The following is a 20,503-nucleotide window of genomic DNA, read 5'->3' as shown; positions in this document are numbered from 1 at the left end:
CATCTGCATGGCGCCGTCGCCGACGATCGCCAGCACCGGCCGCTCGGGATAGGCGAACTTCGCCGCGATGGCATAGGGCATGCCGCTGCCCATGGTGGCGAGCTTGCCCGAGAGCGAGGCCATCATGCCCTTGCGGATCTTGACGTCGCGTGCGTACCAGTTGGTGTGCGAACCGCAGTCGCCGCAGATGATGGTGTTGTCCGGCAGGCGCGGGGAAAGCTCCCAGAAGATGCGTTGCGGATTGATTGGACTGGCCGGCTCCATCGCCTTGGCCTCGAGGTCGCGCCACCACTTGCGCACGTTGAGCTCGATCCGCTCGCGCCAGTCCGGGTTGTCCTTGGGGCGCAGGTGCGGCAGCAGGCGCTCGAGCACCTGCGCGCTGTCGCCGATCAGGTTCACCTCGGTGGGGTAGCGCATCGACACGTTGCGCGGGTCGATGTCGATCTGCACCGCGCGCGCCTGGCCCTCCTCGGGCAGGAATTCCGAGTACGGGAAGGTGGTGCCGACCATCAACAGGGTGTCGCAGTCGTTCATCATGTCCCAGCTGGGCTTGGTGCCCAGCAGGCCGATCGAGCCGGTGACGAAGGGCAGGTCGTCCGGCAGCGCCGCCTTGCCCAGCAGCGCCTTGGCGATGCCGGCGTCGAGCCGGTTGGCCACCGCCACCACCTGGTCGCCGGCATGCATGGCGCCGGCACCGATCAGGATCGCCACCTTGCGGCCTTCGTTGAGCACGTCGGCGGCGCGCTTGATGTCCTCGTCGCCGGGTACCGGGCACGGATTGGCATAGCCGACGCCGGTGTAGACATCGTTGTGCTTGCGCGGCGGGTGGCGGACCGCCGGCAACTCCTGGATGTCGTTGGGCACGATCACGCAGGTGACCGTGCGCCGCGCCGCGGCGATGCGGATGGCACGGTCGACCACCTGGCGCACCTGCACCGGCGAGAGAATGGTTTCGACATAGCCGCACACGTCCTGGAACAGCACCTGCAGGTCGACCTCCTGCTGGAAGTCGCTGCCGATCGCACTGCGCGCGGACTGGCCGACGATCGCCAGCACCGGCATGTGGTCCATCTGCGCGTCGTACAGGCCGTTGAGCAGGTGGATCGCGCCGGGGCCCGAGGTGGCCATGCACACGCCGATCTCGCCGGTGAACTTGGCATGCGCGCCAGCCATGAAGGCGGCCATCTCCTCGTGGCGCACGCGCACGTAGTCGAAGCGCTCCGCCGCGCGCCCCATCGCTCCCATGATCCCGTTGATGCCATCGCCCGGGAAACCGAAGATTCGCCGGAGGCCCCAGTCGCTGAGGCGTTGGAGGATGAAGTCGCCGACGGTTTCGCTCATGGATGGGTAGCTCCTCGCGAGGCTAAGGCAGGGGGTAGCGCGAGTGGGGGTTCGCTTCGCGCACCGGGGCGCGCCCCATCGCCGGGCGGGCGGGAGGTCTCGGAGGAGACAGCCGTCAGCGAATCCAAGGGGGCGTGATCTGACCCCGGAAACATGCCGCGCGGGCAGTCACGCGCGGGTGAAAGATGCGCGAGTCCAACGCTAAAGCGGCGCTGCTGCGCCTTCTCCGGCGCTTGGCCGCGTGCGGTTACGCGACGGGTTCCGGCGGCTCGCACTGCCGGTTGAAGTCACCGATGGCTTCGACCAGATCGGTCACGGCGAGGCGCTCCACGTCGGTCAGGTCGGGATTCCAGACGTCCAGGATGAGTACTACGCGCGTCTGATTGCTGCGGTTCCACGCTTCGTGCTCGAAGGTGTCGTCGAACGTGACGCACTGGCCCTCGCGCCATACGTGGGTTTCGCCACCCACGCGCAGCGCGCAGTCCGGCGGAATGACCAGCGGCAGGTGGGTCACCAGACGCGTGTTGGTCACTCCGCGGTGCGGCAGGATGTGCGTCCCGGGTCGCAGCACCGAGAAGAGCGCCTCGGGTGCATGGTCGCGGATGCGCACCAGCGGCATGGCATCGAGCAGGGCAACGGTGCCCGGGCAGCGTGCGCAATGCTCATCGTAGCGATCGCCGTGCCGATGGAAGAAATAGGCGTCCCACGCGGCCGAGGCGTCGCCGGAGGCGCTCAGCATCTGCTGGGTCAGTGCGGCCGAATGCTCGCCCAGGAAGGCTTCGAGATCCCGCTGGTTGCCCAGTACCTGGGCCAGCTCCCGCTGCACGAGTGCGGTCGCCTCTTCCAGCGCATCCAGGTACGGGAACCGCTCGCGCGGGTAATACGGCTGGCTCGGTACGCCGGCGAAATAGAAGAACTTCGGTTGCTGGCGGGGATCCGGCTGGGCCATCGGTGCCAGGCCAAGATGCATGGCCAGGCTCTGCTCCACCCGCTCCAGGGCGGAGGCGCCGTAGCGGACGCGCAGCGGTTCGAGCACCTGCGAGAACAACTGGTGTCGCCCGCTGTTGACGTAGCGCATGGCGTGCTTGACCGCCTCGCGCAGCGCCGGCGCGGTGGTCTCGTCGCTGAGCCAGCGGCCCTGGGCTTGCGCCTGCTGGATGGCGGTGAAGTAGGCGACGAGGGCCTTCTGCTGTTCCCCCATCCGCTCGAGCGCGATGGCCAGGTAGAGCCGGGCGGCGAACCATCCCGGCGCCAGCTGCACGGTTTCCTGCAGGCTTTCGGCCGCCACCGGCAGATTGTCCGCGGCCAGCTGCGCCAGGCCGATCCGGTGGGTCAGCTGCGGCTCGGCCGGATAGGCCCGGCGCGCGTCGGTCAGGATCGCCAGTGCCTGCGCGGACTGGCCGCGGGAAGCATGGCGGTCGGCCACGAACAGCAGCGCCTCGAGGTCGGTCGGGCGCATGTCCAGCAAGTGCCGGTACTGGCTCTCGGCCGCGTCGAGCCTGCCCTGGTGCGCCAGTTCGCGGGCGCTCTGCCGGCAGCTATCCGGATGTTCGCCACCGATACTCACGCGCACCTCGCCATACGGACTTCGTCACCGAACGGCCACCGACCGCACAAGGGCATAATGGGTACCCACCAAAGACTGGATCCGGGGATCGGATGGTATCGCGATTGCAAGGCCTGACCGAGTCCTCTGCGCGTGGCGTGGCCATGGCGGCGGACGCGCTGGACAACGGGCGGATCGAAGAAGCCAGCCGCTGGCTGGCCCCGGCCCTGGCCGCAAGGCCGCAGCACCCCGAGGTGTTGCGCATGCAGGCCGGCATCCTGGGGATGCGTGGCCAGTACCCGCAGGCGATCGAACATATGCGCGCCGCGCTGGCGCAGCGTCCGAACGACCCGGTCTACCACAACACGCTCGGCACGCTGCTCGGCCAGGCGGGCGACTACGACGGGGCCGTCCAGGCCCTGCGCAGCGCCTGCCAACTGCAGCCGGACCTGGCGATCGGCTGGTACAACCTCGGTGTGATGCTGACCCGCTGCGTGCGCAACCAGGAGGCGGCCGAAGCCCTGCAGCACGCCATCGAGCTGGCCCCGCAGCACGCGGCCGCGCGCGCCCAGCTGGCCGACCTGATGCGCATGCGCGGCCAGGTGGAGGAAGCCATCGCCGGCTACCGCAGCGTGCTGGCCAGCCAGCCCTGGGCCGGGATGGCGTGGTGGGGACTGGCGGACATCAAGCTCAACCGGTTCGAGCCCGAGGACGTGGCGCGCATGCAGGCCGCCCTGCGCGATCCGCGCGCCAGTGACGACGATCGCATCGCGACCGGTTTCGCGTTGGCGCGCGCGCTGGACGAGAGTGGTCGCCCTGCGGAGGCACTGGCGGCGCTGGCCGGCGCCAACGCCCTCGCCCGCCGCCGCCGGCAGTGGCATGCCGCGGCCTATTCGGCCGGCATCGCGGCGATCAACACGGCGTTCGATCCGCCCCCCGCCGGCGCGCCGGGCGATCTGGGCAGGGAGGTGATCTTCATCGTCGGGCTGCCACGCTCGGGCTCCACTCTGGTCGAACAGATCCTCGCCTCGCATCCGGCGGTGTCCGGCCCCGGCGAGCTGCCGGACCTGCCGCAGGTGTTGGCGGAGGAGTCGCGGCGCCGCGGGCGGCCGATCACCCAATGGGTGGACGCAATGGGGCCGGCCGACTGGGCGAGGCTGGGCGAACGCTACCTCGAGCGCACCTCCCATCACCGGGAGGGGCGGGCACGGTTTACCGACAAGCTGCCGGGCAACTGGATGTACGTTGGCGCGATCCGCGCCATGCTGCCGGGTGCGCGCATCGTGGGCTGCCGCCGCGACCCCCTGGAAACCTGCCTTTCGTGCTACCGCCAGAAGCTGGACAACAACGAGTACACGCGTGATTTCGGCGACCTGGCGAGCTTCTGGCGCGATTACGACACGAGCCTTCGCCACTGGCACGCGCTGCATCCGGAGCACGTGCTGGAGTTCTCGCACGAAGCCCTGCTCGCCGACCCCGAGGGAGAGACCCGCCGGCTGCTCGACTTCTGCGGGCTGGAATTCGATGAGCGTTGCCTTCGTTTCCACGAGAACCAGCGGGAAGTCCGCTCGCCCAGCGCCACCCAGGTACGCCGGCCGCTGCAGCGCAGCACCGCGCACTCGCACCGCTACGGCGCCCTGCTCGACCCGCTGCGCGCCGCGCTGGGGCTGGCGCCGTGGCAAGGCTGACCGTGCGCCCTTTGGCCGCTCGCCCGGGGTGGAAGCCCTGTGCATGAATGAGAAGGACGCATACGCGGACCGGGTCGCCCTGGCCCTGGCCGCGCATGAGCGGGGACCATCCCAGGGCGAGGGCTCCCGGGCACTGTTGCAGGCGCTGGATGGCGCACCCGGCGAAGCGTGGCTTGCCTGCGCGCAGACCCTCACGCTGCGACGGGACACTGCCACCGCGCACCGTGTCCTGACGGCGTGTGCGGCCGCCTTCCCGAACGATGCGGAGGTACAGCTGGCCTATGCCGGCTCGCTGCTGGGGCTGGGCGACGCCGGGTCGGCGGAGCGGGTCCTGCGCGAGCTGCTGCAGAACGTTCCCCGGCATCCCGCAGCCACGTTCCTGCTTGCGCGCCTGCTCAGGAACCAGGGCCGCGTGCGTGCGGCAAGCGCCGCTCTGGAGGACCTGTTTCCGCCGGGCCGGCACGATCCCGAACAGGTGATCGCCGCGGTCGAGCTGCTCGGCGATTGCGATGCCAGGCAGGCTGCGGCATCGCTCTGCGAGCGGCAGCTTGCGGCTGGCGGTACGGACACGAGGCTGCACGCGTACGCCGCGGTCATGCTGTCCCAGTTGGGGCAGTTCGAGCAGGCCCGCGCGCACTACGAGCAGGTGCTCGCGCTCGAACCGAGGGCCGCGGACTGGCACGTGCCGCTGGGTCTTTCGTCGCTGCAGCGCTATGCCAGCGCGCAGCATCCGGATTTCGACCGGTTCGCCGTCATCGCGCAACGGACGGACCTGGGTGCCGAGGCTCGCGCCTCGCTGGAGTTCGCCCTGGGCAAGGCCTGGGACGACGTGGGGGCGTTCAGCGAGGCGGCGCGGCACCTGCGCGCCGGCAACGCGCTCAGGCATACGGATGTCCGCTGGTCGCGCAAGCGCTGGCGCCAGCAGGTGGATGTCCGGATGGCGGGCATGCACCCCGGCATCGAGCTGTCGCCCGATCCGGACTGGACGCCGGTCTTCATCCTGGGCCTTCCGCGCTCAGGAACCACACTGCTGGCCGAGCGGCTTGGCCGGCACCCGATGCTGCGCTCGCGCGGCGAACTTCCCTGGCTGCCCACGCTGGGCGAGCGCCTGTTGGCGGGACCCGTCACTCCCCAGTCGCTGGCGCGAGCAGCGCTCGACTACGCTGCCCAGCTCCGGCGCGACGATGCCGATGGCGCGCGCTGGTTCGTCGACAAGCAGCCGTACAACATGCTCTACGTCGACCTCCTGTTGGCGATGTTCCCGCACGCGCGCATCGTCCTGTGCGAGCGCAACGCGCGCGACAACGCGCTCTCGATATGGCAGCAGTCGTTCCAGCCAGGAACACACGACTACGCCTACGACCTCGCCGACATCGCCGCCGTGGTGCGCGGCTTCCGCCGTCTCGCCCAGCGCGCGGAGAGACACTATGCGGACCGGGTCTGGAAGGTCCGCTACGAGCATTTCGTGGCCGAGCCCGACAGGCACCTCGCGGCGCTGTCCACGTGGCTGGGCCTGCCGGGGACCGACCCGCGGGGGTCGCACCAGCCGCAGCCCTCCTCGATCAGCACGGCGAGCCTCTGGCAGGCGCGCCAGCCGATCCATACCCGATCGGTCGGGCGCTGGCGGGATTACGTCGCCTACGTCCCGGAACTGGGCAGCCTGCCGGACGACTGACCCTGGATCGCCCGCCGGGACCGCCTACTCACCGGCGGCATCGACGGCATAGCCCCAGTGCTGCAGCATGGGGGCCAGGATCGGCAGCGCCGGCGCCAGGGCGTCGCGGTAGCGGAGCCAGCGGCCGAGCCCGGAGCGGTTGATCGGCCGGATCACCTGCGCGTAGCTCGGCGTGGCGATGAATCCCTTGTCCCTGGCGTGCTGGTCGAAGCGCAGCATCGGGCTGGCATCCTCCAGGCCGAGGAAGGCGGCGATGCGGCCGGTCTGCGCCTGTGGGTCGGCAACCAGGTCCTCGTACCGCGAGACGAACACGCTGGGAGCGAACACGTCGACGTGGGCGAGCCAGGCCTGCATGGCCGTGACGTAGGCGTGCGCCAGCCGCTCGAAGCTCTCGCTGGCAGCTGCCAGGATGCCGGCGTGGAAGTTCTGCATGTAGTTGCTGACCAGCACATCGCAGGGGTGGCGCAGGGCCAGGATGAACTGGGCGTTGGGGAACAGGCGGTGGATCAGCGGCACCCACAGCATGTTGAGCGGATTCTTGTCCACCAGCCGGGCGCTCCAGCGCCGCTGGATCTTGCCGCAGACCAGGTCCATGTACGCCCTGCGCAGCTCGTCGCACGCCTGCTGGTCCAGCCGGTGCAGGTCGCCGGGGGTAGCGATGCCGTGCTCCCCGAGGCGATCCGCCAGCACGTTGAAGAACGGCCGCTCGTCCATCGACTGCAGCGTGGGATGGGCGTCGAGCATCTGCTCCAGCAGGGTGGTGCCCGAACGCGGGTAGCCCACGATGAACACGGGCGAGTGCTCGCGCGCCGGGGCCTCGAGCGTGGGCCAGCTCCGGTACTGTTCGGAGGACACCCGACCGACGGCCGCCGGCAACAACGGCGCATCGGGCTCGAACCGCGTGGGCACGGCCGCCTTCAGTTCCTCCACCTGCAGTGCGTGGGCCGATTGCAGCGCCTGGAGCGCCGCGTCGTGATCGCCAAGCTTGTCGCAGACCTCGGCCAGCGTGAAATAGTGTGCGTAATCGCCCGGATGGCGGGGGCCGGCCTGCTCGAGCAACTGGCGGGCACCGGCGGCATCGCCGCTCCTGAGCTCGAGCATCGCGTACTGGTGCTCGATCTCGACCCGGTTCGCCTCGGCGAAGACGGCGTCCGCGGCCAGCGCGTCGAGCTGCGCCCTTGCCGCGTCGTTGCGGCTCATGCGCTCGTACACCGCTGCCAGCAGCAGCCTGGCCGACGCATGCGATGGCACGTGCGCCAGCAGATCCTCGAGCAGCGCCTGGGCCACACGAGCATCGCCCAGTTGCAGCTTCAGGTCCGCCAGCTCCAGCTGCAGTGCCGGCTCCAGCGGCAGCCAATCGCGCCAGGGCCGGAGCAGGTCTTCGGCCCGGTAGTCCCGGCAGATCAGGCAGGCCCTGGCGGCATGGATCCGCGCGGCCGCCGACCGGGGGTCCCCCTCGCTTGCCTTGAGCAGCAGGTCGCGCGCCTCGATGAAGGCCCGTTGCTGGATTTTCACCAGACCCCGGGTGATCAGCCGCTCGACGCTCTCCGGGGCCAGGCCGAGTGCCGTGGCACTGGCCTGGTCGGCCTCGTCCAGTCGTCCCGCCTGCAGCAAGGCGGTGGCGTAGTTGCCCCAGTGGATGTGCGAACCGGGAACCAGGTGCGCGAGCTCGCCATAGATATCGATCGCATCCTCCAGCCGCCCCTGCTGGTGCAGGGCCAGGGCCCGCAGCAGCAACAGGTCGGGATCGGACGGGGATGCCTGCAGGGCCTCGACGCTGAGTCGCTCGGCGGTGGCCCAGTCGCCTTGCTGGAAGGCGGAAACAATCGGTGCGGTGCGCATGGGGATCGTCCAAAAAAAAAGCCGCGCGGGGTCACCGCGCGGCTGTACACCTTAACAAAACAACTGCGAGTCAGGCGATCAGAAGGTCACCGTCACGCGGCCGTAGAAGTACCGGCCCTGCAGGTCGAAGTCGCTCGGATCCGTGTTGGCATTGAGCGTGTTGTTCGCATACAGGAACGGCGGCTGCTTGTCGAACAGGTTGTTCACGCCGAAGTCCACGCGGGTGTGCAGCGGCTCGATGTTGTAGCCGACCTGCACGTCGTTGTAGATCGTCGAGCCGAAGTTGAACACGTAGTTCGGGTAGCTCGGGATCGGCGAAGCCTCGACGCCCGGAACCGGCGAGCCCATGCGGAAACCGCCGACGTAACGCATCCGCCAGGACGCGCTCCAGTTGTTGAGGTTCCAGTTCACGAAGCCCTGACCACGCCAGCGCGGGAACAGGCAGACGCCACCACCGGTCGGGCAGGCGCCGGACTCCGGCGAACCGAAGTACACGAACGTGCCGGCCTCGTGATAGATCTGGTTGCCGGCCTCGCCCGGGGCGGTCTGCTGGTCGTAACGCTTCAGGTAGGTCGCGTCGATGCCGGCGACGAAGTTGCCGATACCGAACTCCGGCAGCTTGTAACGCAGCGACATGTCCACGCCGGAGGCGTCGGTACGACCCAGGTTGCCGGTCGGCTCGACGATCTGCGTGATCTGACCGTCGGTGCTGCGGCTGATCAGCGGGCAATAGCTGGTCACGCCGTTGTAGCAGAGGTCGAGCACGGTCTGCGCGCCAATGCCGGTGATGGTGTCCTTCAGGTACAGACGCCACACGTCGGCGCTGACCGACAGGCCCGGCGCCCACGACGGCGAGTAGACCGCGCCGAAGTCGAACGAGCGGCCAGACTCCGGCCCGAGCGGGAAGCCGGCGTACTGCGAACCGGCAGCGATGCCCTTGATCTGCTGCTGCAGGGCCACGTCGCGGTTGACGAAGGAGCCGTCGGTCGGCACGTTCACGCAGGCCGGGTTGGCCGCCGTGATGTGGTCGCACGGGTCACTGGCGAGCTTGGGAGCGTCGCTGAGCGGCGCACCGTACACGTCGCCGATGGTCGGCGCACGGAACACGTCCGACATCGTGCCACGCAGCAGCAGGTCGGCGATCGGACGGTACTCGATCGCGAACTTCCAGTTGTTGGTGCTGCCGAAGGTGCTGTACTTCGAGTAGCGCTCGCCGATGTCGACGTTCAGCGCCTCGACGCCCGGCAGGCCCGACAGGACCGGCAGGAACAGCTCGCCGTAGACTTCCTTGACGTTGTAGCCACCACTCAGCGCGGAGCTGCACTGGCTGCCCAGGGTGCAGTTGCCGGTCGCCGGATCGATCAGCAGCAGCGGGTCAACCTGGCTGTTGGTGTATTCCTTGCGGTAGGACGCACCGATGCCGAGCTGCGCCGTACCGGCCGGAAGATCGAACAGGCCGCCGCTGGCGTCGACCGAGTAGGTCTTCTCCTGGGAGAAGTTGGTGCTGATCGCCGGCACCGCGACGCCCTGCAGCACGGCGACGGAGTTCGGGTCGAACAGGTTGAACGGGTTGAACGGGGTGCAACCGGTGGTGATCGGCGCGTCCGGCGTACCGCAGGTGACCACGCCCGTGGTCGGGTCGAGGAACGACGGGCCGAGGTCGGCGTTGATCTTGTCCTGGTTCGGCAGGCCGAGCGTGATCAGGGTCTGCGAGGAATGGCCGTAGTTGAAGCCGGCATCCCAGGTCCAGTCCTGGTCGAAGATGCTGAAATCACCCTTGAACCCGGTGTTGATCTGGTCGGTGGTGATGGCGCTCTTGGCGGCACGCGGGCCGACCGAGACCAGGCGCTCGCGGTAGTCCAGGCCGTTGGAGGAGAACTCCTCGCCGAACGGGTTGTAGTAGCTGTCGGCCGAGATCACGGCACCGTACAGGGTACCCAGCAGGGCCGGCGCCAGCTGGAAGGCCGCGCTGGTCTTGTTGTGGTAGGCATCCAGGTAGACCTGGACGTGGTCACCCAGGTTATAGGTGCCCTTCAGGAAGCCGCTGGTGCGTTCCTGCGGGGTCTGGATCAGGTTGACCGTCGCGTAGTTGTACTTGTCGCTGTTGGTGAAGCAGTGGTAGTCGGTGTTGACGTTCTGGCCGCTGGCGCCCGGGTTCAGCGCCACGTTGCCGCAGCCGTACTGGGCCGCCAGCGCGTCCGGCAGCTGGATGTTGCCGTAGGCCGGGAAGCTCGAGCCGCCGACGTAGCTGTACGGCGGGGTGTTCACGCTACCGGTGATCGAGACGGAGTTCTCGGAGAACTTGCGGCGGCTCGCCTGCACGCCTTCGGTCTTGTTGTAGTCGACGCCGGCCATGATGCTGCCCTTGTCGCTCGTCTGGCCGAACGTGAAGGTGTAGCCCTTGGACGCGCCGTCGTTGCGGTCGGACTCGCCGTAGGTCGCCGAGAACTGCGCGCCCTGGTAGTCCTTCTTCAGGATGAAGTTGACCACGCCCGCGATCGCGTCGGAGCCGTACACCGAGGACGCACCGTCGGTGAGGACTTCGATGCGCTCGATCATGTCGGCCGGGATCGAGTTCGGATCCTGGTTGATGATGCGCTTGCCGTCGATGAGGACCAGCGTGCGCTGCGAGCCCAGGCCGCGGAGGCCGATCGACGAACCGCCGGTGCCGCCCGCATTGTTGACCTGCGGATTGACGTTGCCGCCGGTGACGGCGGGCAGCTGCTGGACGATGTCGCCCAGGGTGAGCTTGCCGGTCGCCTTGATGGCGGCGGCGTCGATCGTCACGACCGGGTTGGACGTTTCGAGATCGACGCGACGGATGTTGGAGCCGGTAACCGTGATGGTTTCCAGCGTCTTGGGCTTCTGCTGGTCAGGCTGCGTGCCGGTCTGCGAGTCCTGCGCGAATGCGGTGCCCGAAGCACCCACGGCAATGACTGCACCCAGAGAGAGCGCCAACCTGACGGCTGAAGGCAGCTTTTTAACCCCGTAAGTCATGAAATCCTCCCGCGTTAAATTTTTGATCGCCAAGGGGAAGCCCTCAGCTGGTACGCCCGTGCACAAGCGGCCAATGTGATGGCTCAGGCCCCCTCTATTTAGCGCTTCGCTCACGATCAGTCAATGAATTTTGAATATTCGTAATGGTTGCTTAGGCAGCCAATAACCTGCCGCACGTCATTCATTCTCCGCGTCGTCCTCGAAGCGCAGGTGCTTCACGCTGCGCCCGTTACGGCGGACCAGCTTGAGCGCCTCGATGCCAATGCGGATGTGCGGTTCCACGTAGCGCTCGGTCACGTTGCGGTCACTGGCCTCGGTCTTGACGCCCTCGGGAACCATCGGCTGGTCCGACACCAGCAGCAGCGCGCCGCAGGGGATCTTGTTGGCGAAGCCGGCGGCGAAGATCGTGGCCGTTTCCATGTCCACCGCCATGCAGCGGGTGCGGCGCAGGTAGTCCTTGAACGCCTCGTCGTGCTCCCAGACGCGCCGGTTGGTGGTGTAGACGGTGCCGGTCCAGTAGTCGTGGCCGAGGTCGCGGATCATGGTGGAGACCGCGCGCTGGAGCTGGAACGCCGGCAGCGCAGGCACCTCGGGCAGCAGATAATCGCCGGACGTGCCCTCACCGCGGATGGCGGCGATCGGCAACACCATGTCGCCGAGCCGGTTCTTTTTCTTGAGCCCGCCGCACTTGCCGAGAAAAAGGGCGGCCTTCGGCTGCACCGCGCTCAGCAGGTCCATTACGGTGGCCGCATTGGGACTGCCCATGCCGAAATTGATCAGCGTGATGCCATCGGCGGTGGCGTTGGGCATCGGCCGGTCGCGGCCCTGCACCTCGACGCCGTGCCACTGGGCGAACAGTTCCACATAAAGACCGAAATTGGTCAGCAGGATGTGCTGGCCGAACTGCTCCAGCGGCGTACCGGTGTAACGCGGCAGCCAATTGGAGACGATCGCTTGCTTGTCTTTCATCGGGTTTCCGAAGGGAAGCGCACCGCAGTCGCGGTCCGCGCGCCGGCGACGCCACGCCGGCAGGAGCCATTCGAGTCCGACCATTCTACGGTAGCCCGCCGGTGGCCACTCAAGCCCGGCGCCGACCGGCCGATGCCCCGGCGAGAAGCCCACGGCATGACGGAAGTCGCAGTATTGCCGCGCGTGCTATGTTTGGGCGGTCATTGATCAGGGGGATGACACCATGCGGATGGGCCTGGCGATCGACGCGTCCTGCGACCTGCCGCGGGCGTTCCTCGACGAGCACAACATCGCGGTGATGCCGATCACCGTGAAGCTCGACGGGAGCGTGTTCAAGGACGATCGCGACCAGGAGGAGATCGAGCGCTTCCTCTACATGAAACTGGCAGGCACCCACGCGGCCGAGACGGAGCCCTGCTCGGTCGAGGACGTACAGCGGCTGTTCCTGGACAAGCTGGTGCTGGAGCAGGACTGCGTGTTCTGCCTGACCATCACCGCCACGCGCAGCCCGATCCACGAGCACGTGCTCAAGGCCAGCTTCGCGATCCTGAAGAACTACCGCGAGGTGCGCGAGCGTGCCGGCGTGCCGGGGCCGTTCCTGATGCGGGTGGTCGATACGCGCAATGTCTTCGCCGGGGAAGGTCCGGCGGTGTTCGAGGCGACCCGGCTGATCAAGGCAGGCGAAGCGCCGCCGGTGATCCGCGAACGGCTGGGCGCGGTCGCCAACCATACCTATGCCTACATGTTGCCGCGCGACCTGCACCACCTGCGCAACCGCACCAAGAAGAAGGGTGACCGCAGCGTCAGCCTGTTCAGTGCGGTGGTCGGTACGGCGCTGGACATCAAGCCGCTGTTGCGCTGTTTCCGGGGCGAGACCGGCCCGGTCGGCAAGGTGCGCGGGTTCGAACATGGCGCCGAGACGCTGTTCGGCTACGCCTCGCGCCGTGTGCGTGCCGGCCTGATGGTGCCGGTCGTGTGCGTGAGCTACGGCGGCGAGTTGTCGGAGCTGGCCAGGCTGCCGGGCTACGAAGGATTGCGCCAGGCCTGCGAGGAAACCGGCGTGACGCTGCTCGAAGCGCCGATGAGCATCACCGGCATGGTCAACGTGGGCGAAGGCGCGGTGACGCTGGGTTTCGCCGCCGAGGAACACGAGCCCGACTTCTAGTTCGCCCTGCCCATCTCCTCGGCGAGAGGATCGTGTGGGGGACCGGCCTGGCGCCCCCGCGCACCGCGGTTCACCCTCGCGATCCTACAATCGGCCCATGTACCGCCACCTGCCCGCCGTCCTGCTAGGCCTGGGCCTGCTCGCCGCCGGGCTGGCCTGGCCCGCCTCCGCGGTGGCAACCACCATCTACGAATGCACCGCCGCCGACGGCCGCGTCATCTACCAGGACACCCCCTGCCGCCCGGGCCTGCAGCAACGCACGATGCAGGTCGCCGACGCACCCCCGGCGCCAGCGCCCTCCGCCCCCACCGCTCCCGCGGCGTCGCCAGCGCCTGCTGCCCCGCCGCCGGCGCCCGGACCGGCCATGCCCCTGCCGGTCATGTACGCCTGCGTTCGTGCCACCGACGGCAAGACCTACCTCAGCGACAACGGCAATCCGGCGCCCTACCTGGTGCCCTACGGCGTGCTGGGCGCCGAGCAGTTGCCGCTGTCGGAGGTGTATGGTCCCGACCGTGGCGCGGCCGGCATGTCTGCGCCGGAAGCCAACCGCGGCCGCGTCACCTCCGGCCTGGTGGCGAACAATTACGTGCAGGTGCAGGACCGGTGCCGTGAGCTCGATGCCCAGGAGACCTGCCAGGCCCTGCAGGACGCCTACGACGAAAACGAGCACAAGCTTGCGAACGCCTTCAAGAGCCAGCGACCGCCACTGGAGAAGCGCGAGGCCCGGTTGCAGGCGCAACTGGCCAACTGCGGCCAGTGAGCCGGCCCACGGGGCGAGCTTCAGCCCATCACCACGCGTGCCCGCGCCCGGCCGGCGCCCACCTGCCCAACGACCTAGAAGCCGAAACTGAGAAAACCGCCATCCACCGCCAGCACCTGGCCGGTGATGTAGCCGGCCGCGGGCAGGCACAGGAAAGCGACCGCGGCGGCGACCTCCTCCGGTTCGCCGATGCGCCTGAGCGGCGTGCGTTCAAGGACCTCTTCCAGGTAGTCCGGATCGGCCAGCGCCGGCTCCGAGCGCTGGGTACGGATGTACCAGGGCGCCACGGCGTTGACGCGGATGCCGTCCACGGCCCACTCCACCGCCAGGTTGCGGGTGAGCTGGTGCAGTGCGGCCTTGGTCATGCCGTAGGGCGAGCCGGTGCGGACGTGGGTGATGCCCGACACCGAGCCGACGTTCACGATCGCGGCATTGCCGTGCTCTGCCAGGTGCGGGTGCGCCAGGCGGCACATCTCGAAGGCGCTGAACAGGTTCTGCTCGAAGATCGCGCGGTAGTCCCCGCTCGCGTAGGCGAGCGTGGCGTCTGGCGTGTTGCCGCCGGCGTTGTTGACCAGCAGCGAGACCGGCGCGTCGATGTCGGCGATCCAGTCGAAGACCGCCAATCGCTCCTCGTCCTCGGCCAGGTCCGCGGCAAAGGCGAGCACGTCGCGCCCCGGCAGATCCTCGGCCAGTTCGGCGCGAACCTGTTCCAGCTGGACGTCGTCGCGCGCCACCAGCAGCAGGTCCGCGCCCAGGCCGCCGAGCTCGCGCGCGGCGGCCAGGCCGATGCCCTTGCTGGCGCCGGTGATCAGGGCGGTGTGGCCGGAGAGCTGCCAGGCGTCGGTGCGCAGGTTCATGGGCGCAGAGCTTAGCCGATGCGCTTGCCGCGATCCCGCCGCGGCGGGACACTGCCGGTCCTGGCCGACAAGGGGAACCGCCATGAAACCGTTGCTGCCACTCGCCTTCCTGCTCGCGCTGGCCGGATGCTCGAACAAGGCGCCCGAACCGCAGGCGGCCGCGTCGACCAAGCGCGTGGCCACGCCCTGGGACGACATGAAAAAGGACGAGCAGAAGGCCAAGGACGTCCAGAAGCTTGTCGACGACCACGCCAGCGAACAGCAGAAGGCCCTGGACGACGCCGGGCAGTAGCTCCGCCAAGCCAGCGGGAGCCACCCGGCTCCCGTGCCGAGCGGGCGTTCAGCGCGGCGCGCAGAAGCAGTAGGCGTACACGTTCGGCCGCCCGGCCTGGGCGTGGCGCAGCAGCTTGAGCTCCGGCGCCAGCTCGGGCAGCGCGGCCAGCCAGGCGGGCAACCGCAGGCCATGGTCCTGTGCCACCTCCATCATCGCGCTCTGGTTCATGCCCACCAGGAACTGCTCGAAGCCGCCCAGCGGCGCCTCGACGTAGCGCACGTGGTAGTCCTTGCCCAGCTTTGCCAGTGCCGCCGCTTCGTCGAGTGCGGCATCCAGCCCGCCGAGCCGGTCGACCAGGCCGCGCGCGAGCGCCTGGCGACCGGTCCACACGCGGCCCTGTGCGATCGTGTCGATCGCCTCGAAGGTCTTGCCGCGCGCCGTGGCCACCTTGCCGACGAAATCGCGGTAGCCCTTGTCGATGATCGCCTGGATCACCGCCCCCGCCCGGGGGTCGAGCGGCCGGGTGATGTCGAAGGCGCCGGCCATCGGGCCGGTACCCACGCCGTCGCTGTGGATGCCGATCTTCGCCAGCGTGCCCGGCACGGCGTAGTACATGCCGAAGATGCCGATCGAGCCGGTGATGGTGTTGGGATCGGCGAGGATCCGGTTGGCGTTCATCGCGATCCAGTAGCCGCCGCTGGCGGCCACGTTGCCCATCGAGACCACCACCGGGATGCCCGCCTTGCGGGTCGCTTCCACCTCGCGGCGGATCTGCTCGGCGGCGTACACCTCGCCGCCGGGCGAGTTGATCCTGAGCACCAGCGCCCTGGTATGCCGGTCCCGCCGCGCGGCGCGGATCAATGCCGCGGTGGACTCGCCGCCCACGCTGCCTTGCGGCTGCTTGCCGCCCACGATTTCACCCTCGGCCACGACGACCGCCACGCCCGGCGCGAACGGATTGTCGTGCCCGAGGTTGGCGACATAGCGCTCGAGGCTGACCTGGCGGAAGCCTTCCTGCGGCCTGTCGCCGGCCGGTACGCCCGCCTTGCGCATCATCGCGTCGAGCTCGGCGCGGGTGGCGGTGCCGTCGATCAGGTGCTCGTCCTGGGCCAGCCGGGCCAGGTCGCCGCCGGTGCTCTCGATCGCCTGTGGCAGGTTGTCGATGTCGGCGCGGAATGTGGCCGGCGCCAGCCGCCGCAGCTTTGCCACCTCGCCGATGTATTCGTCCCACAGTCCGCCCATCCAGAAGCGATCGGCCTGTTTGGCGTCCTCCGAAGCGTGGTCGAGGATGTAAGGCTCGGCGGCACTCTTGAAGCGACCGACGCGGAACAGGTGCACGTCCACGCCCAGCTTGTCGAGCAGGTCCTTGTAGAACAGCCGGTAGTTCGCCAGGCCGGTGATCATGACCCCGCCCTGCGGGTCGAGCAGGATGCGGTCGGCGTGCGCGGCCAGGTAGTACTGGCCCTGGTCGAGGTTCACGCCCCAGACGATCACCGGCTTGCCGGCGGCACGGAAACGGTCCAGCGCCGCCCCCACCTCGCGCAGCGCGGCGAAACCGCCGCCCTTGAGTTCGTCCGGCAGCAGCAGGATCCGGCTGATGCGGGCATCCTTCCCGGCGGCGTCGATCGCGCCGATCAGGTCGCGCATCTGCACCTGTTTGGGCGGTTCGCCCGAAAGGCTCTCCAGCGCGCGCTGCAGCGGCTCGATGCTGTACTGCTCGACCAGCTCCCCCCGGGGCTGGAGCACCAGCACGCTGCCGTCCCGGATGGTGTGAGCCAGGCGGCTGCCGGCCACGCCGCCCACGATCAGCAGCAGCACCAGCAACAGCAGCCCGAAGAACACCAGGTTGAGGATCACCAGCCGCACCACGTTGAGGCCGCGGCCGATCACGCACAGGAAGGCCCAGAACCCGTTCGGGCGGCGCAGCGGCGGCGGGGTGCTCATGGATCGGTCCTCACAGGTGGTCGTTGAGCGTAACCGCTTGCGAATGCACCGTCATGCTGTCTTCCGGCCTGGTCGCCCGCCAGCGGTGGCGCCAGGCGCTGCGCCAGAATCGCGTGAACAGCAGCACCGCTGCCACGGTGAGCCCGGCGACCAGGCCCATCCACATGCCGCGCGCGCCCAGACCGTGCCCGAACGCCAGCCACCAGCCCACCGGCATCCCCACGCCCCAGTAGGCGAACAGGGTGATCGCCATCGGCACGCGGGTGTCCTTCAGCCCGCGCAACGCGCCATTGGAGGCGACCTGGATGCCGTCGGAGAACTGGAACAGCCCGGCCAGCACCAGCAGTTGCGCGGCCAGCGCGATCACCCGCGTGTTGTCCGTGTAGAGCGAGGCGATCGCATGCGGCAGGCCCAGCATCAGGCCAGCCGATACCAGCTGCGTGGCCAGGGCCAGGCCGATGCCGCAGAAGCCGGCATAGCGCACGCCGCGCGCATCGTCCCGGCCCACTGCGTTACCCACCCGCACGGTGATCGCCATGGCCACGCCCAGCGGGATCATGAAGAACACCGAGGCCACGTTGATCGCGACCTGGTGGCTGGCCACCACGTCCTCGCCCATGGTCCCGATCAGCAGCGCAGTGGCAACGAACAGGCCGGCCTCGGCCAGCAGCGTCACCGCCATCGGCAGGCCGATGTGCAGCAGCGCGCCGATGCGCCGCCAGTGCGGCCACTCGAAGCGCTCGAACAGGTTGAGCCCCCGGTAATGGCGGTGGCACAGCACGTAGACCAGGAAGCCGAGCATCTCCAGCCACAGCACCGTGGCGGTGGCGATGCCGCAACCGCGCGCGCCCTGCGGCGGCAGGCCCAGCTTGCCGAACATGAACACGTAGCCCACCGGTGCCAGCACGGCCAGGCCGCCCAGGCTGAACATCATCGACGGACGGGGCAGCGACAGGCCTTCGGACAGCCCGCGCAGCGTGAAATAACAGGCCAGCGCCGGGGCACCCCAGCTGATCGCATGCAGGAATGCATCGACATCACGGCGCAGGCTCGGCGTCACGCCGATCAGGTCGACCAGCGGCCCGGCGTGCCGCACGCCGAACCAGAGCAGGAGCCCAAGCACTCCCGCCAGCCACAACGCCTGGCGAAACACCGCACCCACCTCCGCACGCCGGCCGGCACCGTCGAGCTGGGCCACCGACGGCGGTACCGCCATCATCACGCCGATGCCGCTGACGATCGCCAGCGACCACACGCTGGTGCCCACCGCCACCGCGCCGAGCACGTGCGCGCTGAAATGCCCGGACAGCAGCGCATCGACCACGTTGGTGCCGACCGCCGCCAGCTGGGCGAGCACCAGCGGCAGGGCCAGGCGCACGGTGGCGCCGACCTCGTGCACGACGCGTGCGCGGTCGATGCTTTTCATCTCGCTCGGCATCCAGGGGAGGGCCGGCCATTCTAGCCCGGCGCCGGGGCTGCCCCGCAGGACGCGCTGTGCCAAGATCGCACGCTTTCACAGGGGCGGGCTCCCGATGAACGAGCTGACCGAAGCCGGCAAACTGTACTGCGCCAACTGCACCACGCCGCTGGAGGGCGAGTTCTGCCACCACTGCGGCCAGTCCGTGCACAGCGTGCTCAAGCCCGTGCACCACATGCTGGAAGACGGCATGGACATGTTCCTGCACGTGGACGGGCGCATCCTGCACACGCTGCCGCCCTTGCTGGCAAAGCCCGGTTTTCTCACGCTGGAATACTTCGCAGGCCGCCGGCAGCGCTACGTCGCGCCCTTCCGGGTGATGTTCGTGCTCTGCCTGATGGCCTTCTTCGCCGCGCACCTGGCCGTCGGCGAGCGCCCGATGGTCTTTGGCGACGACGCGGTGCAGGTGGACGTGGACGCGTTCAAGCAGGCACGCACCCCGGCCGAAGTGGACCAGGCGTTGCAGCGGGAGCTGGCCCATCTTCAGCCGGTCCGCAACCTGCCAGCCGTCGGCAAGATGGCCGCTTCCGACATCCAGGAAGCCGAACGCAAGCTGCGCAAGGCAGCGGCGAAGCGACGCGCCGAGCTCGGTGACACGAGCATCGTGCTGCTTGGCCCGGCGACCGCCGGCACGTCGGGGGCAAACCGGCCAGGCGCGGCTCACCGGCCCGACGATCCGATCAAGCTGCTTGCCCAGAAGCCCGTACAGATCCGCTGGCTGCCCGACTTCATCAACCAGCGCCTGACACGCGCCGCCAAACGCCTCAGCGACAACCTCGATGCACTGGACAGCGGCGGCGAGCGTGCGGCCGATGCCCAGGAACGCCTGATAAGCCAGCTGTTCTCGGCGCTACCCCAGACCATGCTCCTGCTGCTGCCGCTGTTCGCCTTGTTGCTCAAGGTCGTCTACCTGTTCCGCCGACGGCTGTACATGGAACACCTGATCGTCGCCCTGCACAGCCACGCGTTCCTGTTCCTGTCACTGCTGCTGGTGGTCGTGCTGACCGCGCTCAAGGGCTGGCTGCAGCCCCATGCAGCCTGGTTGGCCCAGGGCCTGGGCTGGGTCCGGCTGGCGCTGCTGGTGTGGATGCCCGTCTATCTCCTGCTGATGCAAAAACGCGTCTATCGCCAGGGCTGGCCGATGACGATATTCAAGTACCTGCTGGTCGGGTACTGCTATTCGTTCCTGCTCGGCATGGTGCTGGCCGCGGGCTTTGTCTGGACGCTCGCGCATTGAGGACCAGGTCGGCCGGCCGATGCCTGCCGCGGCGGTTGTGCACAGCGTCATGGGCCTGTCAAGGCCGCCCGGGGAAGCATGAGCGCAACGTGAACACCATCACACCCGGCCGTCCAAGCCCTTGATTTCACAGCCCTAATTTTGCTGGTTATTTTTTGCCCAGCGCGTGCCCAAGGCCCTCGTGACAGGGCTTTGACAGCCCTCTCCCCGGCCCGTCCACAGACTTATCCACAGTCTTTGTGGATAAGCGAAATTTCGGCCGGGCGAGAGCCACTTAGGACAAATTCCTAGATGACGGGAAAGCACGCGTCCGCGCGCCCCCGGGCCAGCTTGCGCGAGCCGTTACACTGGCCCGCCCACGAGGTCTCCATGCCCGCTGTCGTCCGCGTTGCCCTGCCGGTTCCGCTGGCCCGCCTGTTCGACTACCTGCCGCCCGCCGGCGGCGTGGCCGTCGGCAGCCGCGTGCTGGTGCCGTTCGGGCGCAAGACCATGGTTGGCGTGGTGGTTGCCAGCGGGGTCGAGGCGGCGGTGGCCGGTGCGCGGCTGAAAAGCGTGCTGGCCGTGCTCGACGAGGGGGCGCTGCTCGATGCCGAGCTCATGCAGACCCTCGCCTGGGCCGCCGACTACTGGCTTGCGGCACCGGGCGAAGCCTACGCCAATGCCTTGCCGCTGGCGTTGCGCGAGCCCCGGCCGCTGCCGGAAACCACCGAGCCCTGCTATGCGCTCACCGT

Annotated in this window: 14 protein-coding genes and 1 pseudogene; 7 read left to right on the top strand and 8 right to left on the bottom strand. The window is 68.6% G+C overall.

The window, feature by feature from the left end:
• Window positions 1-1,341: thiamine pyrophosphate-requiring protein (locus tag VFH59_RS05285; protein ID WP_325163840.1), on the bottom strand; the 1,341-nt coding region annotated here is incomplete at its 3' end.
• Window positions 1,342-1,588: 247 nt separating this feature from the next.
• Window positions 1,589-2,908 (bottom strand): aspartyl/asparaginyl beta-hydroxylase domain-containing protein, encoded by a 1,320-nt coding sequence (locus VFH59_RS05280; RefSeq protein ID WP_325163839.1) that lies wholly within the window; start codon window positions 2,906-2,908, stop codon window positions 1,589-1,591.
• A gap of 92 nt (window positions 2,909-3,000) precedes the next feature.
• Here VFH59_RS05280 and VFH59_RS05275 point away from each other — a divergent pair, with 92 nt between their 5' ends.
• Both VFH59_RS05275 and VFH59_RS05270 read left to right on the top strand, forming a co-directional pair.
• Window positions 3,001-4,575 carry a tetratricopeptide repeat-containing sulfotransferase family protein gene (locus tag VFH59_RS05275; RefSeq protein WP_325163838.1) on the top strand — a complete coding sequence of 525 codons (1,575 nt, stop codon included), beginning with the start codon at window positions 3,001-3,003 and terminating at the stop codon, window positions 4,573-4,575.
• Between the two features lie 43 nt (window positions 4,576-4,618).
• Window positions 4,619-6,250 (top strand): tetratricopeptide repeat-containing sulfotransferase family protein, encoded by a 1,632-nt coding sequence (locus tag VFH59_RS05270; RefSeq protein ID WP_325163837.1) that lies wholly within the window; start codon window positions 4,619-4,621, stop codon window positions 6,248-6,250.
• 24 nt (window positions 6,251-6,274) lie between these two features.
• On the opposite strand, the gene VFH59_RS05265 is transcribed toward VFH59_RS05270, so the two are convergent.
• The 3 genes from VFH59_RS05265 to VFH59_RS05255 form a co-directional block, all read right to left on the bottom strand.
• Window positions 6,275-8,092 (bottom strand): tetratricopeptide repeat-containing sulfotransferase family protein, encoded by a 1,818-nt coding sequence (locus VFH59_RS05265; RefSeq protein WP_325163836.1) that lies wholly within the window; start codon window positions 8,090-8,092, stop codon window positions 6,275-6,277.
• A 78-nt stretch (window positions 8,093-8,170) separates the two neighbouring features.
• Complete coding sequence (locus VFH59_RS05260; protein ID WP_325163835.1) at window positions 8,171-11,089, bottom strand: TonB-dependent receptor plug domain-containing protein; 2,919 nt, start codon at window positions 11,087-11,089, stop codon at window positions 8,171-8,173.
• Between the two features lie 177 nt (window positions 11,090-11,266).
• Window positions 11,267-12,058: an AMP nucleosidase gene (locus tag VFH59_RS05255; RefSeq protein ID WP_325163834.1), complete on the bottom strand. Its 792-nt coding sequence runs from the start codon at window positions 12,056-12,058 to the stop codon at window positions 11,267-11,269.
• Between the two features lie 223 nt (window positions 12,059-12,281).
• Between VFH59_RS05255 and VFH59_RS05250 the strand changes: the two genes are divergently transcribed.
• Window positions 12,282-13,223: a DegV family protein gene (locus VFH59_RS05250; RefSeq protein WP_325163833.1), complete on the top strand. Its 942-nt coding sequence runs from the start codon at window positions 12,282-12,284 to the stop codon at window positions 13,221-13,223.
• A gap of 97 nt (window positions 13,224-13,320) precedes the next feature.
• On the top strand, window positions 13,321-13,983 hold the full coding sequence (locus VFH59_RS05245; RefSeq protein ID WP_325163832.1) for a DUF4124 domain-containing protein: 663 nt from the start codon (window positions 13,321-13,323) through the stop codon (window positions 13,981-13,983).
• Between the two features lie 74 nt (window positions 13,984-14,057).
• Here VFH59_RS05245 and VFH59_RS05240 read toward each other — a convergent pair whose 3' ends face one another.
• Window positions 14,058-14,840 carry an SDR family oxidoreductase gene (locus VFH59_RS05240; protein WP_325163831.1) on the bottom strand — a complete coding sequence of 261 codons (783 nt, stop codon included), beginning with the start codon at window positions 14,838-14,840 and terminating at the stop codon, window positions 14,058-14,060.
• 82 nt (window positions 14,841-14,922) lie between these two features.
• Between VFH59_RS05240 and VFH59_RS05235 the strand changes: the two genes are divergently transcribed.
• On the top strand, window positions 14,923-15,132 hold the full coding sequence (locus tag VFH59_RS05235) for a hypothetical protein (protein WP_325163830.1): 210 nt from the start codon (window positions 14,923-14,925) through the stop codon (window positions 15,130-15,132).
• A 48-nt stretch (window positions 15,133-15,180) separates the two neighbouring features.
• Here the strand turns inward: VFH59_RS05235 and sppA are convergent, their stop codons facing one another.
• Together sppA and VFH59_RS05225 are read right to left on the bottom strand one after the other, a co-directional pair.
• A complete protein-coding gene (gene sppA / locus VFH59_RS05230; protein ID WP_325163829.1) occupies window positions 15,181-17,058 on the bottom strand; it encodes a signal peptide peptidase SppA in 1,878 nt (625 codons plus the stop codon).
• Window positions 17,059-17,068: 10 nt separating this feature from the next.
• Window positions 17,069-18,484: an MATE family efflux transporter gene (locus tag VFH59_RS05225; protein ID WP_325163828.1), complete on the bottom strand. Its 1,416-nt coding sequence runs from the start codon at window positions 18,482-18,484 to the stop codon at window positions 17,069-17,071.
• 106 nt (window positions 18,485-18,590) lie between these two features.
• On the opposite strand from VFH59_RS05225, the gene VFH59_RS05220 reads away from it, so the two are divergent.
• Both VFH59_RS05220 and VFH59_RS05215 read left to right on the top strand, forming a co-directional pair.
• Window positions 18,591-19,772 carry a DUF3667 domain-containing protein gene (locus VFH59_RS05220; protein WP_325163827.1) on the top strand — a complete coding sequence of 394 codons (1,182 nt, stop codon included), beginning with the start codon at window positions 18,591-18,593 and terminating at the stop codon, window positions 19,770-19,772.
• 369 nt (window positions 19,773-20,141) lie between these two features.
• A pseudogene (locus tag VFH59_RS05215) lies at window positions 20,142-20,503 on the top strand (primosomal protein N'); the annotation flags it as partial.

Source organism: Frateuria sp. (assembly GCF_035695185.1).
Taxonomy (GTDB): Bacteria; Pseudomonadota; Gammaproteobacteria; order Xanthomonadales; family Rhodanobacteraceae; genus Frateuria_A.
The sequence above is the reverse complement of the archived record's forward strand: the minus strand, read 5'-3'. Positions and strand labels throughout refer to the sequence as shown.